Annotated in this window: 17 protein-coding genes; all 17 read right to left on the reverse strand. The window is 62.5% G+C overall.

What is annotated here, in order from left to right; all coding sequences use genetic code 11:
* Positions 1-28: 28 nt before the first annotated feature.
* A complete protein-coding gene (gene flhF, locus MOP87_RS13875) occupies positions 29-1,339 on the reverse strand; it encodes a flagellar biosynthesis protein FlhF (RefSeq protein WP_242809659.1) in 1,311 nt (436 codons plus the stop codon).
* Between the two features lie 11 nt (positions 1,340-1,350).
* Complete coding sequence (flhA, locus tag MOP87_RS13880; RefSeq protein WP_027915958.1) at positions 1,351-3,480, reverse strand: flagellar biosynthesis protein FlhA; 2,130 nt, start codon at positions 3,478-3,480, stop codon at positions 1,351-1,353.
* A gap of 145 nt (positions 3,481-3,625) precedes the next feature.
* Complete coding sequence (gene flhB / locus MOP87_RS13885; protein WP_242809661.1) at positions 3,626-4,768, reverse strand: flagellar biosynthesis protein FlhB; 1,143 nt, start codon at positions 4,766-4,768, stop codon at positions 3,626-3,628.
* A complete protein-coding gene (gene fliR, locus MOP87_RS13890; RefSeq protein WP_027915956.1) occupies positions 4,769-5,545 on the reverse strand; it encodes a flagellar biosynthetic protein FliR in 777 nt (258 codons plus the stop codon).
* Between the two features lie 7 nt (positions 5,546-5,552).
* A complete protein-coding gene (gene fliQ / locus MOP87_RS13895; RefSeq protein ID WP_023533926.1) occupies positions 5,553-5,822 on the reverse strand; it encodes a flagellar biosynthesis protein FliQ in 270 nt (89 codons plus the stop codon).
* Positions 5,823-5,843: 21 nt separating this feature from the next.
* Positions 5,844-6,599 (reverse strand): flagellar type III secretion system pore protein FliP, encoded by a 756-nt coding sequence (gene fliP, locus MOP87_RS13900; RefSeq protein WP_023533994.1) that lies wholly within the window; start codon positions 6,597-6,599, stop codon positions 5,844-5,846.
* Entirely contained in the window at positions 6,596-7,045 is a 450-nt protein-coding gene (gene fliO, locus MOP87_RS13905) for a flagellar biosynthetic protein FliO (RefSeq protein ID WP_242809663.1), read from the reverse strand. The genes fliP and fliO overlap by 4 nt, the downstream gene beginning before the upstream one ends.
* On the reverse strand, positions 7,045-7,509 hold the full coding sequence (gene fliN, locus MOP87_RS13910) for a flagellar motor switch protein FliN (RefSeq protein WP_023533974.1): 465 nt from the start codon (positions 7,507-7,509) through the stop codon (positions 7,045-7,047). The genes fliO and fliN overlap by 1 nt, the downstream gene beginning before the upstream one ends.
* 42 nt (positions 7,510-7,551) lie before the next feature.
* Entirely contained in the window at positions 7,552-8,520 is a 969-nt protein-coding gene (fliM, locus tag MOP87_RS13915; protein ID WP_023533965.1) for a flagellar motor switch protein FliM, read from the reverse strand.
* A 9-nt stretch (positions 8,521-8,529) separates the two neighbouring features.
* Positions 8,530-9,027, reverse strand: a complete 498-nt coding sequence (fliL, locus tag MOP87_RS13920) for a flagellar basal body-associated protein FliL (RefSeq protein ID WP_023533973.1) — start codon at positions 9,025-9,027, stop codon at positions 8,530-8,532.
* Positions 9,028-9,188: 161 nt separating this feature from the next.
* Entirely contained in the window at positions 9,189-10,430 is a 1,242-nt protein-coding gene (locus MOP87_RS13925; protein ID WP_242809665.1) for a flagellar hook-length control protein FliK, read from the reverse strand.
* A gap of 88 nt (positions 10,431-10,518) precedes the next feature.
* Positions 10,519-10,866 carry an Hpt domain-containing protein gene (locus MOP87_RS13930; RefSeq protein WP_027915953.1) on the reverse strand — a complete coding sequence of 116 codons (348 nt, stop codon included), beginning with the start codon at positions 10,864-10,866 and terminating at the stop codon, positions 10,519-10,521.
* A gap of 48 nt (positions 10,867-10,914) precedes the next feature.
* Entirely contained in the window at positions 10,915-12,606 is a 1,692-nt protein-coding gene (locus tag MOP87_RS13935) for a fused response regulator/phosphatase (RefSeq protein WP_242809667.1), read from the reverse strand.
* An 8-nt stretch (positions 12,607-12,614) separates the two neighbouring features.
* A complete protein-coding gene (locus MOP87_RS13940; protein ID WP_027915951.1) occupies positions 12,615-12,920 on the reverse strand; it encodes an STAS domain-containing protein in 306 nt (101 codons plus the stop codon).
* A gap of 132 nt (positions 12,921-13,052) precedes the next feature.
* Positions 13,053-13,505, reverse strand: coding sequence for a flagellar export protein FliJ (gene fliJ / locus MOP87_RS13945; protein ID WP_242809668.1), 453 nt, complete (start codon positions 13,503-13,505; stop codon positions 13,053-13,055).
* 6 nt (positions 13,506-13,511) lie between these two features.
* Positions 13,512-14,867, reverse strand: a complete 1,356-nt coding sequence (fliI, locus tag MOP87_RS13950; RefSeq protein WP_023533988.1) for a flagellar protein export ATPase FliI — start codon at positions 14,865-14,867, stop codon at positions 13,512-13,514.
* The gene (fliH, locus tag MOP87_RS13955) at positions 14,857-15,633 is read right to left on the reverse strand and encodes a flagellar assembly protein FliH (protein WP_027915949.1); all 777 of its coding nucleotides are present in this window, start codon (positions 15,631-15,633) and stop codon (positions 14,857-14,859) included. Before fliH ends, fliI begins: the two co-directional genes overlap by 11 nt.
* Between the last annotated feature and the right edge of the window lie 69 nt (positions 15,634-15,702).

Consider the following 15,702-nt stretch of genomic DNA (forward strand, 5'->3'; position numbering starts at 1 on the left):
GCATAGCTACCTTGCACACATTTCATTTTCAACCCGCTCGCCGTGGGTTGTGGTAGAGATCAGCGAACATGTCGGCCATGGCCTCCTCGCTGGGCTCGTCCTGCTGCTGCACATTGACCGCGCGGGTGACCAGCTGGTGCCCACGGGGCAAGTGCAGATCGTCCGGGATACGCGGCCCATCGGTAAGGTAGGCCACGGGCAGTCGGAAACTGATGGCAAGGCTCAGGACATCGCCCAGGCTTGCCGACTCGTCGAGTTTGGTCAGGATGCAGCCGGCCAGCCCGCAGCGCTTGTAGCTGTGGTAGGCCGCGGTCAGCACCTGCTTCTGGCTGGTGGTGGCCAGGACCAGGTAATTCTTCGCAGCGATACCGCGACCGGCCAGGGTATCGAGCTGCATGCGCAAGGCCGGGTCGCTGGCTTGCAGGCCGGCCGTATCGATCAGCACCACGCGTTTGCGCAGCAGCGGCTCGAGCGCCGCCGCCAACGACTGACCGGGGTCGACATAGGTGACCGGCACATTCAGGATCCGGCCCAGGGTCTTGAGCTGTTCCTGGGCGCCGATGCGAAAACTGTCCATGCTCACCAGCGCCAGGTTGTGGGCGCCGTACTTGAGCACATAACGCGCCGCGAGCTTGGCCAGGGTGGTGGTCTTGCCCATGCCGGCTGGGCCGACGACGGCAATCACGCCGCCGTCCTCGATCGGTTCGACGTCAGGCGTACGGATCATGCGCGCCAGGTGCGCCAGCAGCATACGCCAGGCGTGGCGAGGCTCCTCGATGTCCTTGGTCAGCTCGAGCAATTCGCGGGCAATGGGGCCAGACAGGCCGATGCGCTGCAGCCGGCGCCACAACGTGGCCTGCTGCGGCTTGCTACCTTGCAGCTGGGTCCAGGCCAGCGACCCCAGCTGCACTTCCAGCAATTCGCGCAAGCCGGACAGCTCCGAGCGCATGGCATCGAACAGGCGCGGGTCCACCGAGGCCTGGCTGCTTGCGGTGGCGGCCGGCTGCGGGGTATCGACATGCGGCTCGACCAAGGGCTCGGACGCCGTGAGCGATTGACCGGCGAACAGTTGGCGATTGCTGTCGCTGCTGTCCGGGCGCTGATCGAGCTCGGCCTTGGCCGTGGCGATGCGCGTGTGCGTCTTGCGAAGCTCTTCTTCGAGTTCGACGTTCGGTACCCGAGGTGCCAGGGCGGACAGCTTGTAGTCCAGCGCGGCGGTCAGTTCGACCCCGCCTGCGATACGGCGATTGCCGATGATGGCCGCATCAGCGCCCAGCTCATCGCGCACCAGCTTCATGGCCTGACGCATATCAGCGGCGAAGAATCGCTTAACTTGCATTATCCACTACCTCAGCCATTAGGGCCCACGGTGGCAACGATGGTGACTTGCTTGTTGTCCGGTATTTCCTGATACGCCAGCACATGCAAATTCGGTACGGCCAGCCGACCGAAACGCGACAGCATGGCGCGGATCGGGCCAGCAACCAGGAGGATGGCCGGCTGGCCTTGCATCTCCTGACGCTGTGCGGCTTCGATCAGCGAACGCTGCAGCTTTTCGGCCATGCTCGGCTCAAGAAGCACTCCGTCTTCCTGACCTTGCCCGGCCCTCTGCAGACTATTGAGCAAGATCTGTTCCAACCTGGGCTCCAAAGTGATCACAGGCAGCTCGGACTCAACGCCAACAATGCTTTGCACGATGGCGCGACACAATCCGACGCGCACGGCCGCGACCAAAGCGGCGGTATCTTGACTCTTTGCCGCGTTGTTGGCGATGGATTCGGCAATGCTACGAATATCGCGCACTGGCACCTGTTCTGACAACAAAGCCTGTAGGACTTTGAGAAGACCAGACAGCGAAATGACACCCGGCACCAACTCTTCCGCCAGCTTGGGCGACGCCTTGGACAAGACTTGCAACAGTTGCTGCACTTCTTCGTGACCGATCAGCTCGTGGCAATGCTTCTGCAATATCTGGTTGAGGTGAGTGGCCACCACCGTGCTGGCGTCTACGACGGTGTAGCCAAGCGACTGAGCCTGGGAGCGCTGACCGACGTCGATCCACACCGCCTCCAGGCCAAAAGCAGGATCGCGAGCCGCAATGCCGTTGAGGCTGCCGAACACCTGCCCTGGGTTGATGGCAAGCTCGCGGTCCGGGTAGATCTCTGCTTCGGCCAGAATTACCCCCATCAACGTCAGGCGATAGGCACTGGGTTGCAGGTCCAGGTTGTCGCGGATGTGCACGGTAGGCATGAGAAAGCCCAAGTCCTGAGACAGCTTCTTGCGCACCCCCTTGATCCGCGCCAGCAGCTGCCCGCCCTGGTTGCGGTCGACCAACGGAATCAAGCGATAACCCACCTCGAGGCCGATCATGTCGATCGGGGTGACGTCGTCCCAGCCCAGCTCCTTGGTTTCGGCCGCCCTCTGCGGGGACGGCAGCAGCTCTTGCTGGCGCTGCGCTTCCTGCTGGGCCAGCACCTTGGTCTTATGCTGTTTTTTCCACACCAGGTAGGCACCGCCGCCCGCCATCAGGCCCAGGCTCAGGAACGCCAGGTGCGGCATGCCCGGCACAAGGCCCATGACGATCATGATGGCGCCGGACACGGCCAGGGCCCGGGGCGAGTCGAACATCTGGCGGTTGATCAGCTTGCCCATGTCCTCCGAGCCCGAGGCACGGGTGACCATGATGGCTGCGGCGGTGGAGAGCAGCAGCGAAGGCAGCTGCGCCACCAGGCCGTCACCGATGGTCAGCAGGGCATACACCTTGCCGGCATCACCGAAGCTCATGCCATGCTGCAACATGCCGATCAGCATGCCACCGATCAGGTTGATGAACAGGATCAGCAGGCCAGCGATGGCGTCACCGCGCACGAACTTGCTGGCACCGTCCATCGAACCGTAGAACTCAGCCTCCTGGGCGACCTCGCTGCGGCGCGCCTTGGCTTGCGCCTGGTCGATCAGGCCGGCGTTCAGGTCGGCGTCGATGGCCATCTGCTTGCCCGGCATCGCATCCAGGGTGAAGCGTGCGCTGACCTCCGAGATACGCCCCGCACCCTTGGTCACTACCACGAAGTTGATGATCATGAGGATGGCGAAGACCACCGCACCGACCACGTAGTTGCCGCCGATGACCACATCGCCGAAGGCCTGGATCACCATGCCCGCGGCGCCGTGCCCTTCCTGGCCGTGCAGCATGACCACGCGGGTGGAAGCCACGTTCAGGGCCAGTCGCAGCAGGGTCGCCACCAGCAGGATGGTGGGGAAAGCGGCGAAGTCCAGCGGGCGCAGCGCGTACACGCTGACCAGCAGCACCACGATGGACAAGGCGATGTTGAAGGTGAAGAACACGTCGAGCAAAAACGGTGGTATTGGCAACATCATCATTGCCAGCATCACCAACAGCAACAGCGGCACGCCGAGATTGCCCCGCCCGAGACCGGCCAGGTTATGGCGAGCGTTGCTGATTAACTGAGTGCGATCCACCGCGAGTCCTCTTCTTGCAAAACTTTGACGCCTGTCAGGCGACTGGCGCTGCCATTGCAAGAAGCTTTCCAACTTTGTCGGGTGGAGAATTTATATTGCCTGTGCTGGCCCTATGGCGGCCATTTCAGCCATCCCCGGCGCAAGGTCAACTGTCGCGTCGCAGATCGGGCGGAATGGGCAAGTCGGTCTTCAGCGGATCTGGCCGCTTACCCTTGCCTGCGTGGTACTGACGGATCTGGAAGACATACGCCAACACCTGAGCCACCGCCAAGTACAGGCCGGCAGGAATTTCATGCTCCACCTCGGTGGAGTAGTAGATCGCCCGAGCCAAGGCGGCGGATTCGAGAATCTGGATCTTGTGCTCAGCGCCGATCTCGCGAATCTTCAAGGCCATGAAGTCGCTGCCCTTGGCCAGCAGCAAGGGGGCCGAATTCCCGTTTTCCGGATCGTACTGCAGCGCGACGGCGTAATGGGTCGGGTTGGTGATGATCACATCGGCCTGGGGCACCGCCGCCATCATTCGCCGTTGCGACACCTCGCGTTGCAACTGGCGGATACGCTGCTTGACCTCGGGCTTGCCCTCGCTGTCCTTGTACTCGTCGCGCACTTCCTGCTTGGTCATCTTCATTTTCTTGTGCGTCTGCCACAGCTGGAACGGGGCGTCGGCGGCCGCGATCAGCAACAGCCCGGCCGACATCCAGAGTGCGCTCCACCCTACCACCTGCAGGCTGTGGATGATTGCCTGCTCCAGCGGCTCGTTGGCGATCGACAGCAGAGCTTGACGGTCGCTGGCCAGCACCGCCACGGCCACCACCAGGATCACGAAGAACTTGGCCAGCGCCTTGAGCAACTCGGTCAAGGCATGCATGGAAAACATGCGCTTGATGCCCGAAAGTGGGTTCATGCGGCTGAATTTGGGTTGCAGCAAGCTGCCGGAGAATACGAACCCACCCAGTACGATCGGCGCAACGAAGGAAATCACGAATAGCAGGATCAGAATCGGCTGCACGGCCCAGATGGCCATTTTGCCGGACGTGAGCAAGAACGCCCCCATGGATCGCTCATCGACGATGATCTCTCGGGTCAGGCTGAAGTTCATGCGCATCATTTCCAGCAAAGTCTCGGCCAGATACCCGCCAAAAGCCAATATGCCCCCGGCACCTGCCAGGGTGACCGCCACCGTGTTGAGCTCCTTGGAACGCGCGATTTCGCCTTTTTCCCGTGCGTCGCGCTTGCGCTTTTCGGTGGGTTCCTCTGTCTTGTCCTGACCGCTCTCGCTTTCTGCCATTCAACCGGCCCTCGCCAAATCCCGCAGCCACAGCAACGTTTCGCTGGCCAACGCCTGGTAATGAGACAGTATATCGGCAAGGCCGATCCAGAAAATGAGCATGCCCATGACCAAGGTCAGTGGGAAACCAATGGAAAAAATATTCAGTTGCGGGGCCGCACGGGTCATCACGCCAAAGGCGACGTTGACGACCAGCAGCGCTGCGATCACCGGCAGGATCAATATCAGCCCAGCGCCGAACACCCACGCCATGCGCCCGACCAACTCCCAAAAATGCGTGACCACCAGGGCATTGCCAACCGGTAGCGTGGTGAAGCTCTCGGTCAACACCTCGAATACCACCAAGTGACCGTTCATCAGCAGAAACAGCACGCTCACCAGCATGGTCATGAATTGACTGATCACAGTGACGTTGACCCCGTTGCCAGGATCGACCATAGATGCAAAGGCCATCCCCATCTGCACTGCCACGATCTGCCCGGCGATCACGAAGGCCTGGAAAAGCAACTGCAACCCCAAGCCGAACATGGTACCGACGATGATCTGCTCGGCGCACAGCAGCGCCCCTTTGAGGCTCAACGGATCGAACGGCGGCAGGGGCGGGAGCGCCGGCACGATGACCACGGTAATCGCCACGGCAACGTACAAGCGCACCCGCGCCGGCAACATGCGCGTGCCGAAGATGGGCATGGTCATCAGCACTGCCGTCACCCTGAACAGCGGCAGGATGAAGGTGGCCACCCAGGTGCCGATTTGCGTGTCGGTCAGCTCAAGCATTGGCGCATCAACCGATGAGCTGGGGGATGTTGGTGTACAGGGTCGTGATGTACTCCATGAACTTCTGCACCAACCACGGCCCGGCCACGATCAGTGTGATCAACATCACCAGCAGGCGCGGCAGAAAGCTCAAGGTCTGCTCGTTGATCTGGGTGGCGGCCTGGAACATGGCCACGATCAAACCCACCAGCAGGCTGGGAACCACCAGCACGGCAACCATCAACGTGGTCAGCCACAAGGCGTCGCGGAACAGGTCGACGGCTACTTCAGGCGTCATGCACGGCCCTCCCAGGCAAAGTCACACACCACCGAAACTGCTGGCCAGCGTGCCCATGATCAGGGCCCAGCCATCGACCAGCACGAACAGCATGATCTTGAATGGCAAGGAGATGATCAGCGGCGACAGCATCATCATGCCCATGGCCATGAGCACGCTGGCCACCACCATGTCGATGATCAGAAACGGAATGAAGATCATGAAGCCGATCTGGAAGGCCGTCTTGAGTTCCGAGGTGACGAAGGACGGCACCAGGATACTCAACGGCACCTGATCGGGGCTGGCGATGTCGGTGCGCTTGGACAGGCGCATGAACAAGTCCAGATCGCTCTGCCGGGTCTGGGCCAGCATGAAGTCCTTGAGCGGGCCCTGCGCTCGGTCAATGGCCTGTTGGGCGGTCAACTGCTCGTTCAGGTAAGGCTGCAGGGCCGTCTGGTTGATGCGGTCGAACACCGGCGCCATGATGAACAGGGTCAGGAACAGCGCCATGCCGGTCAGTATCTGGTTCGAAGGCGTCTGTTGCAGCCCCAGCGCCTGGCGCAGGATGGAAAAGACGATGATGATCCGGGTGAAGCTGGTCATCAGGATGACGAACGCTGGAATGAAGCTCAGCGCCGTCATGATCAACAGGATCTGCAGGCTGACCGAGTACTCCTGCTGCCCATCGGTACCGTTGGACAGGGTGATGGCCGGGATTGACAGCGGGTCGGCCGCCAGTGCCAACGGCGCCGCCAACAGCAGCGCCAAGGTGAACAACAGTCGCAGCGCTGCGCTCATCGGGTCTTGTCCTTAGGGTCCTTGCCCATCAGTTCCATCAGCCGCTGGGCGAACTCAGGCGTCACCTGGCGGGCACCCTGGGGTACATCCACTGGCTCGGCCAGCACGTGCAACGCTTCGATGTTGCCAGGTGTATGACCGATGAGGATCTGCTCCTTGCCCACCTGCACCAGCAGCAGCCGATCACGCGGGCCGATGGCGCGGCTGCCGATGATGTCGATCACGTGCCCGCCCTTGACCGCCGAACCTTGCATCCGGCGCAGCAGCCAGGCGAGCAGAAAGATCAGCCCGACCACCAGCAACAGGCCAAAGACCATTTGTGCCAGCTGCCCGCCCAGGCTCCCTGGAGGGTTGACCGGCGTCGCCGCAGGCGTAGCGGCGGCCAGGCACGCCTGGCTGGCCAGTGCCGCGGCAACCGCCGCAATGACGCACACCCTGGCCTTCATCAACGCAGCTTCTTGATGCGTTCACTGGGGCTGATCACGTCCGTCAGGCGGATGCCGAACTTCTCGTTGACCACTACCACTTCGCCATGGGCGATCAGCGTGCCATTGACCAGCACATCCAAGGGCTCGCCTGCCAGGCGGTCGAGCTCAATCACCGAACCCTGGTTGAGTTGGAGCAGATTGCGGATGTTGATTTCGGTACTACCTACTTCCATCGAGATGCTCACCGGGATGTCGAGAATCACATCCAGGTTCGGGCCTTCGAGGCTGACGTTGGCATTGGGCTTGGGCGAGCTGGCGAACTCCTCCATCGGCAGGCGGCCGGGCCCCTGATTCTGGCTGGTATCGCCCAGCAGTGCATCGATGTCGGCCTGGCCGGCCGCACCGGTTTCTTCCAGCGCAGCAGCCCACTCATCGGCGAGCGCCTGGTCTTCCGGGGAGGTGATCTCGTTTTCGTTAGCCATGATTTCCTCGACAGGCATTCAGTTCGTTGGGAGCGGCCGCCGTCAGCGGCGTTCGATCGGGTCGATGATCTGCAGCGCCAGGTTGCCCTTGTGTGAGCCCAGGCGCGCCTTGAAGGCCGGCACGCCGTTGGCGCGCAGCACAAGGTGCTCGGGCAGCTCGACTGGGATGACGTCCCCGGGCTGCATGTGCAGGATGTCCCGCAATTTGAGCTGACGCCTGGCTACCGTGGCCGTTACCGGCACGGCGACATCAAGCACGTCCTCACGCAGCGCTTTGACCCAGCGTTCGTCCTGGTCGTCCAGATCGGACTGGAACCCGGCATCGAGCATTTCACGCACCGGCTCGATCATCGAGTACGGCATGGTCACGTGCAGGTCGCCCCCGCCGCCGTCGAGCTCGATATGGAACGTGGACACCACGACCGCCTCGCTGGGCCCGACGATGTTGGCCATGGCCGGGTTGACCTCGGAGTTCATGTACTCGAAGTTCACCTCCATGATCGCCTGCCAGGCTTCCTTGAGGTCGATGAAGCACTGGTCCAGCACCATGCGTACCACGCGCAACTCGGTCGGGGTGAACTCGCGGCCTTCGATCTTGGCGTGCCGGCCGTCCCCGCCGAAGAAGTTGTCCACCAGCTTGAACACCAGCTTGGCGTCGAGGATGAACAGCGAGGTGCCGCGCAGCGGCTTGATCTTGACCAGGTTGAGGCTGGTGGGCACGTACAGCGAATGCACGTATTCCCCGAACTTCATCACCTGCACGCCGCCCACGGCCACATCGGCCGAGCGGCGCAGCAGGTTGAACATGCTGATGCGGGTGTAACGGGCAAATCGCTCGTTGATCATCTCCAAGGTCGGCATGCGGCCTCGGACGATACGGTCCTGACTGGTCAGGTCATAGCTTTTGATACTGCCAGGCTCGGATGCACTTTCAGTCTGCACCAGGCCATCGTCGACGCCGTGCAGCAGGGCATCGATCTCATCCTGGGACAGCAGGTCCTGTACGGCCATTGCGTGCTCCTACTGCAATACGAAATTGGTGAACAGCAACTGGTCGATCACGGGCTTGCCGACTTCTTTCTGGGCCACTTCCTGCACCACGACGGTCGCTTTCTGGCGCAGCATTTCCTGGCCGACCGAACTGCTGGCCAGGGTATCGAAGCCGACCCCGGAGAACATCATCACCAGGTTGTTACGGATGACCGGCATGTGCACTTTAAGGGCATCGAGGTCAGCCTGATTGCGCCCCTGCAAGGTGATGCTGACCTGCATGTAGCGCTGGCGACCATTCTGGTTGAAGTTCACCACGAACGCGGGTGTGAGCGCTTCGTAGATGGCTGCTGGCTTGGTGGTGCTGGCGCCTTCCTGCTCAGCAGGCGCGGGCTCGCTCTTGTGCATGATGAACCACGTGGCGCCCACGGAAATGCCCACGGCCACCAGCAGGCCACCCACGGCCAGGAGGATCAGTTTGAGTTTGCCTTTTGGGGCAGGGTCTTTGACTGCTTCGGTATTCGCCATGCCAATATTCCGTCGTCCATCGGGAGTAACTGGGAAGATGGCTTGGGGTGAGCAAGTGTTATGCCAAATAGGCGAGCGTCCAGGCTGGGGCCATTACACGGCCCCAGCGGTCTTACATGAACAGCATTGGCAGCCGGGCGGTCACCCTATCTTCAGCCGCCTCAGGCGTAATAATCCACAGCGCTGTCCCCAATCACGACCTGCTGCTCCACAGGCCGTTCGCGCTCGGCTGCGTCGACCGAGCCCTCCCCTGCACGCGCAGCCACCCCGGACAGGCCATTCCCCCCCTGCCCCTGCGCCGCCTGCCCTTGTTGCTGCTGACCTCGCGACTGATCGGCCACGTTGACATCCGGCTGGGCCAGGCCCTGCTGGGCAAAGAGTTCGCGCAGCCGGTGCACCTGGCTGTCCAGTGTATCGCGTACACCGACGTGGCCGCTGATGAAGGTCACCTGGGTAGCCTGGTCGGCGGCGACATTGACGCGGATGTTCAAGCGCCCCAGCTCGGCAGGTTCAAGCTGGATATCAGCCGACTTGAGGTTCTGGCTGGACAAGTACATGACTCGGTTCACCAGCCCCTCGGTCCAGGCGTTCTGGTTCATCGACAGCGGCTGCTGCAACGGGTTGGGGCTCACCGGCACGGCGTTGGCCGTCTTGGCCGTTGCCGCCTGGGTGAGGTTGGCCAGGCGGCTGGCGAAGTCATCGATTCGGGTATCGCTGTTGGCGCCCTTGGTGTCTTTCAACCCTTCTTCGAGCAATGCGCCAAATGCCTTGTCACCGGTGTCGGTGGAAGCTTCTTCGGCCCCTTGCCCCACCTGCGCCAAGGTATTGACGGACGCAGCCTGCGCCTGTTGCTGACCAGGGTCTGCGGCATGGGCCGAGGTGGCCCCCTTGGCTTGGGCACTGTGCTCCAGGGCCAGGCGCAGGGTAGGCAAGTTCGCCAGGGCATCGGCAGCAGGGTCGAAATCTGGCGCCTCTTCGGACGGCGGCTGATCATTGGCAGCCTGCAAAACAGGGGCTACCGCCTCGGCCTGGGCCTGGATCAACTGAGCGCCAGGCTGCGCGTCGGTGACTTGACCGGCAACCAGGCTGGCATCGCGCATGCCAGTGTCGGCCTGGGTGGCGTGCTCGGTGGGCGAGGCATTGCCGTCATCGGCAACGCTGCGCTTGTCGGCAGGCTTGCCTTTGCCGCTTGAGGCCGCTTCAGCCTTGTCAGCGGCCTTGCTCGAAGCGTTCTTGTCTGCAGCGCCGGCAACCTTGTCACGCCCCTGCCTGGCCATCATCTGACCGAAGCCATCACCCTGCTCGCCCAGCGTCTGCTGGGGTTTGGCGGCGGTGGCGCTAGCAGAACGGGCTGCGTCAGCCTTGATGTTGGCTTGCAGCAAAGGGTTGGATGCAACAGGCATTGAGCAGTCTCCGCGCCATAAACAAAATGATCACGGGCATTACCCAGCAAAACTCGCGCCAACTCATACGGGGCGGCAAGCGCGTGGGCTAACCTGCCGATATCCGATGATGTTCGGCACGGTAGAAGCGCTGCACCTCGGCAAACTCCAGATCAATCCGGTTGATAAGGTCTTCGATGCCCAGCAGCGGGGGATGGCGGGCCTTGTCCTCGAGTTCCTGGCACAGAGTTGCCAGCGCAACGGCACCCATGTTGCTGCTGCTGCCCTTGAAACTGTGGGCGGCGGCGCCGAGTTCCACTGCGCTGCGGGCAGCGTGAAGTTGGCCAAGACGCCGTTCGGAATCGTCCAGAAAGGTCTGCACCAGCTGCAGATAGCCGTCTTCCATGATTTCACGCAGGTCACTGAGTACCTTGTGGTCGATATGCATGTCAGCCACTTGTTCGCTCCTTGATCAAGTCAGATTATGGCAGAGCCCGACGCGGACTCACCAGATGAACTCGACGTGCGCACAGCGCCCGCCCTCTGTCCAGCGCGCCACAGTGGACAGGCGCCTGACCAGTGCCATTCCCCGGCCACTGAGGCCTTGCTCTGGCAATGGCTGCGCAAGCACCTGCTGCACGTCGAACCCTTCGCCGCTGTCCCTGACCTCCACTTTCAGACGCCCACCAGCGGCGAGCGGTTCAACTGCAAGATTGATGCGCACGTAGCCTTCTTCGATCACCTGCAAGCGCCTGGCACGCTCCTGATAATAATCGGCAAAGCCTGGCGCATCGCATTTGAGCCGAGAATCCAGCCCCAGCACGCCATGTTCAAGCGCATTAGAGTACAGTTCGCTCAGCACACTGTAGAGGGTGCCGGCCGATGAACGCAGGCCATGTATTTCCTGCAACAACTGCACCAGGTAGGGTACCGGGTTGAAACGGCGCAGGCTTTCTCCTCTCACATCGAAACTCAGCGACCAGTCCATGGCGCTACAGCGGCCCAGGTCCTGAGGCAACATCGCCATGGGCTGCGGCAATTGCGCACCCAGCATGCGTATGTCACACAAGCTGACATCGTCGCGCGCCCGCCCACCGAAGCGTTGCAGCGCGTCGAGCAGCTCATCGAACAACAGCGCGGGATTGCGGTTGTCGGCCAATACCGCCCGCAGGCGTTGCTCACCGAACAGACGCTCCTGATCATCGGCGGTTTCGAGCACCCCATCGGACATCAGCAGCAGCCGCTCGCCCGGCGCCAGCGGCCAGACTTCGGTCTGGTCGTCAAACTGCTCAGCACCCAGAACACCCAGCGGCAAGTGCCGGGAACTCAATGCAGACAACACCTTGCCCCCAGTGGAAAGCAGGAAGCCATCAGGCATGCCGCCATTCCATACCTCCACTGCGCCGCGCTGCATGCTCAGGTTGACCAGCAGTGTGCAGCAGAACATGTCGCCAGGCAGAATGCGCTTTAGCTTGGCATTCATCTCTCGCAATACCTGCGCCATGCCGTAGCCCTTGGCCGTCATACCGTAGAACACTTCGGCCAGCGGCATCGCCCCCACGGCAGCCGGCAGCCCGTGCCCGGTGAAGTCCCCCAGCAGCACGCGCATGTCCCCGGACGGCGTGAGCGCGGCCAGCATCAGGTCGCCGTTGAACAGCGCGTACGGCGATTGCAAAAAGCGGATGTTCGGTGCGTCCAGACAGCCCGAATGGGTCACCTTGTCGAATACGGCTTTGGCCACCCGCTGTTCGTTGAGTAAATGGTGGTGGTGCCGCGCAATCTGATCGCGCTGATCCAGCACCGTGGCCTGAAGCCGTCGCAGCCGGTCCATGGCCCGAATCTTGGCTGCCAGAATGACTGCGCTGTAGGGCTTGGCCAGAAAATCATCCCCACCGGCTTCCAGGCAACGCACCAGGGCCTGTTCTTCGTTGAGTGCCGTGAGAAAGATGATGGGCACCAGGGTTTCGCCAGCCAGGGCCTTGATCTGCCGCGCCGCCTCGAAACCGTCCATGACCGGCATCAACGCATCGAGTAGCACCAGCTGCGGGCGTCGAGCCTTGAACACGTCCACGGCTTGCTGGCCATTTTCGGCAGTGAACACTTCATGCCCTTGACGCCTGACGATCTGCGCCAACAGCAGCCGATCAACCGCGCCATCTTCAGCCACCAGCACGGTCAACCCAAGTTCATCAGCCATCGGCGCATTCAACTGATGTCGAAAAGCTTGTCGAAATTGGAGATGGCGAGAATCTTGCGTACGTCGCAATTGGCATGGACGACCCGCACATCCGCCTCGTCCCCGCCGGCGTGATCGCGCAGCAGCAGAAGCATGCCCAATGCAGAGCTGTCCAGGTAGGTCACCTCTTGCAAGTCGACGATGACCGCGTCAGGGCGGCGTGGCTGGCGTTCGTAGGCCTCACGAAAGGCCTGGTGTTTGCCGAAATCGAAACGTCCCTTGATTTTGATCGTCAGCTTTTTACCGTCCTGCGAGACATCGGTTTCCACTGCCATGCTAGCGATTCCTTCGATGATGGCGGATGCGGCTCCATGAAGGTGTAGCAGTGATGGGGCGAGGGGGCAAGCGGGGATGGGAGCTGTATTGGCCGGTGGGCAGAGACCTGGGGCTAGATCAAGCTCCCCCAGCTACAGCGGCCCCTGCCGCGGCAGCCGCTGGGACAACTCGTCGAGCAAGCGCTGCTCGCGCTTGTCCTCGGCGCGCCGCGCCTCGTCCATATAGCGTTGCACCAGCTTGCGCAAGCCCTCTACCCGCGCATACGCCTGCTGCCAGGTGCCGCGGGCATTGGCGAGGTTGTTCTGGTGCCAGGCGAGGCTCTGGCGCTGTTGGGTCATGGCCGTTTCCAGCTGGCCGAGAAAGCGCTGGTAGTTGACCAGCCAGTTACCGTCTACACCCTGGCCGCCCCGGTTGAGCCACTGCTGTTGATAATCCTCGCCAAAGCGCTCCAGCTCCGTTAGCTTGGCCTGGGCCGTGGCCACCTGCTGCTGGAAATGGCCCAGGCGCTGGGCCGCCTTGCGCTCGGCTTCCTCGGCCATGTCCACCACGGGGGCCAGGCGCGCCGCACGTCCGGGCAATGCCATGGCCTATCAGCCCGCCGGGGGCGTGAAGATCGCCCCCAGTTGATCGCGGCTTTGCGCCATGCCCACGTTCTCACGCAGCCCTTGACGCAGAAATTCCACCAGCCTGGCCTGCAGCGCGATGGCAAGGTCAGTCTCGGGGTCCCCGCCCGCCACGTAGGCACCCACGCTGATCAGGTCGCGGCTCTGCGACAACCGAGACCAGAGCTGCTTGAATTTCTGCGCCTGGCGAAGGTGGTCGGCATCGACCACCTGGGGCATCACCCGGCTGATGGACGCTTCGATGTCGATTGCCGGGTAGTGACCCTCCTCGGCCAGCCGTCGCGACAGTACGAAGTGGCCGTCCAGCACCCCCCGGGCCGAATCTGCGATCGGATCTTGCTGATCGTCGCCCTCGGACAGCACCGTGTAGAACGCCGTGATCGAGCCGCCACCCGGCTCACCATTGCCCGCTCGCTCGACCAGCTTGGGCAGTTTGGCGAACACCGAAGGCGGATAGCCACGCGTGGCGGGCGGCTCCCCGATGGCCAGTGCGATTTCCCGCTGCGCCTGGGCAAAGCGGGTCAGCGAATCCATCAACAGCAGCACGTTCTTGCCCTTGTCGCGAAAATACTCGGCGATACGGGTGCAGTACATGGCCGCCCGCAAGCGCATCAGGGGCGCATCGTCAGCGGGCGAAGCCACCACCACGGAGCGTTTGAGCCCCTCCTCGCCAAGGATGTGTTCGATGAATTCCTTCACTTCGCGGCCCCGCTCGCCGATCAGGCCGACCACGATGATTTCTGCTTCGGTGAAGCGGGTCATCATGCCCAGCAAGACCGACTTGCCCACACCGGTACCGGCGAACAAGCCCAGGCGCTGGCCGCGCCCGACGGTGAGCAGGCCGTTGATACTGCGGATGCCCACGTCCAGCGGCTTGCTGATGGGGTCGCGGTTGAGCGGGTTGATCACCGGCCCGTCCATCGGCACCCAGTCCTCGGCCTTCATGCCGCCTTTACCGTCCAGCGCGCGGCCCGCGCCGTCCAGTACCCGGCCCAGCATGCTCATGCCCATGGGCAGCCGGCCACCGTCGTCGAGCGGCACCACGCGGGCACCCGGGGCGATGCCGACAATGCTGCCAACCGGCATGAGGAACACCTTCGACCCAGAGAACCCCATGACTTCCGCTTCGACCTGCACCGGGTGGTAGCTGTCGTCGTTGACCACCAGGCAGCGGCTACCCACGGCTGCCCTGAGCCCTTCGGCTTCCAGGGTCAGGCCTACCATGCGCAGCAGTCGCCCCTCGACCACCGGTTGCGCCGGCACCTCGATGGCCTCGGCATAACTGCCCAGGCGCTTGGCGAAGCTGGTACGGTCAAGGCGCATCGGCGTCCTCCACCGGCGCGTCCAGGTCAACGCTCACATCAGGCGCTGCCGGGTGCAGCGCATGGTCATGCATCTGATCGAACAACTGCGCGACGGTCTTCTCGATGCGGGTTTCCATGGTCGCATCGATACGGCTGTGGGCAGTCTCGATACGGCAGCCACCGGGAAGCAGGGTGCTGTCTTCGAGCAGGCGCCACTGCTCTTCGTGGCGCTCGCGCAAGGCCTTGGCCAGTTCGAAATCCTGCGGGTTCAGGTGAATACGGATATTGTCGGCACCCATGGGCAGGCGCTTGAGGGCTTCGCGCAGCACCTGGGTAATCTGGCTGGAATCGCTCGTGAGTTCACGGCCGATCACCTGGCGCGCCATGTGCGACACGAGGTGCACCAGGGTCCTTTCGATCTGGGTGTCCTGCTCGGCGATGGGCTCCATCAAATGGGTCATCAGCTTTTCCAGGCTGGCCAGCTTCGCCTTCAGGGCCTCGTCGGCCTCTTGGCGCACCTTGAGCTGGGTGCTGTGAAACCCATCACGCTCACCGGTTGCGAAGCCTTCGTTGTAGGCTTCCTGGCGAATAGCTTCGAGCTCTTCGAGGGTCAGCGGCTGAACGTCCTCCAGCGGCACTTCCTCGACTTCTTCCTCCACCTCGACCGGTTCGGGCTCAGGCTCGTGCGCGGGCTGGGGGTCGAAGCTGGGCAACGTCCAGACGTCCACGCCCTCGAGGTCGCGGGCCCGGATCAGGTCACTGGGGTGATGTTCTTTGGTCGACATTCAAAAACCTGTCTATCAGGGTGCCAGGCGTCATACCGCCTGCCGAAGACTGCACGCTAAGGCAGATTG

Origin of the sequence: Pseudomonas sp. I3-I5 (assembly GCF_022699445.1) — a bacterium.
Classification (GTDB): domain Bacteria; phylum Pseudomonadota; class Gammaproteobacteria; order Pseudomonadales; family Pseudomonadaceae; genus Aquipseudomonas; species Aquipseudomonas fulva.

Coding starts and splice junctions, on each gene's coding strand:
- flhF (WP_242809659.1), bottom strand. CDS start 1,339: ATGCAAGTTAAGCGATTCTTCGCCGCTGATATGCGTCAGGCCATGAAG.
- flhB (WP_242809661.1), bottom strand. CDS start 4,768: ATGGCAGAAAGCGAGAGCGGTCAGGACAAGACAGAGGAACCCACCGAA.
- fliR (WP_027915956.1), bottom strand. CDS start 5,545: ATGCTTGAGCTGACCGACACGCAAATCGGCACCTGGGTGGCCACCTTC.
- fliQ (WP_023533926.1), bottom strand. CDS start 5,822: ATGACGCCTGAAGTAGCCGTCGACCTGTTCCGCGACGCCTTGTGGCTG.
- fliP (WP_023533994.1), bottom strand. CDS start 6,599: ATGAGCGCAGCGCTGCGACTGTTGTTCACCTTGGCGCTGCTGTTGGCG.
- fliO (WP_242809663.1), bottom strand. CDS start 7,045: ATGAAGGCCAGGGTGTGCGTCATTGCGGCGGTTGCCGCGGCACTGGCC.
- fliN (WP_023533974.1), bottom strand. CDS start 7,509: ATGGCTAACGAAAACGAGATCACCTCCCCGGAAGACCAGGCGCTCGCC.
- fliM (WP_023533965.1), bottom strand. CDS start 8,520: ATGGCCGTACAGGACCTGCTGTCCCAGGATGAGATCGATGCCCTGCTG.
- fliL (WP_023533973.1), bottom strand. CDS start 9,027: ATGGCGAATACCGAAGCAGTCAAAGACCCTGCCCCAAAAGGCAAACTC.
- MOP87_RS13925 (WP_242809665.1), bottom strand. CDS start 10,430: ATGCCTGTTGCATCCAACCCTTTGCTGCAAGCCAACATCAAGGCTGAC.
- MOP87_RS13935 (WP_242809667.1), bottom strand. CDS start 12,606: ATGGCTGATGAACTTGGGTTGACCGTGCTGGTGGCTGAAGATGGCGCG.
- MOP87_RS13940 (WP_027915951.1), bottom strand. CDS start 12,920: ATGGCAGTGGAAACCGATGTCTCGCAGGACGGTAAAAAGCTGACGATC.
- fliJ (WP_242809668.1), bottom strand. CDS start 13,505: ATGGCATTGCCCGGACGTGCGGCGCGCCTGGCCCCCGTGGTGGACATG.
- fliI (WP_023533988.1), bottom strand. CDS start 14,867: ATGCGCCTTGACCGTACCAGCTTCGCCAAGCGCCTGGGCAGTTATGCC.
- fliH (WP_027915949.1), bottom strand. CDS start 15,633: ATGTCGACCAAAGAACATCACCCCAGTGACCTGATCCGGGCCCGCGAC.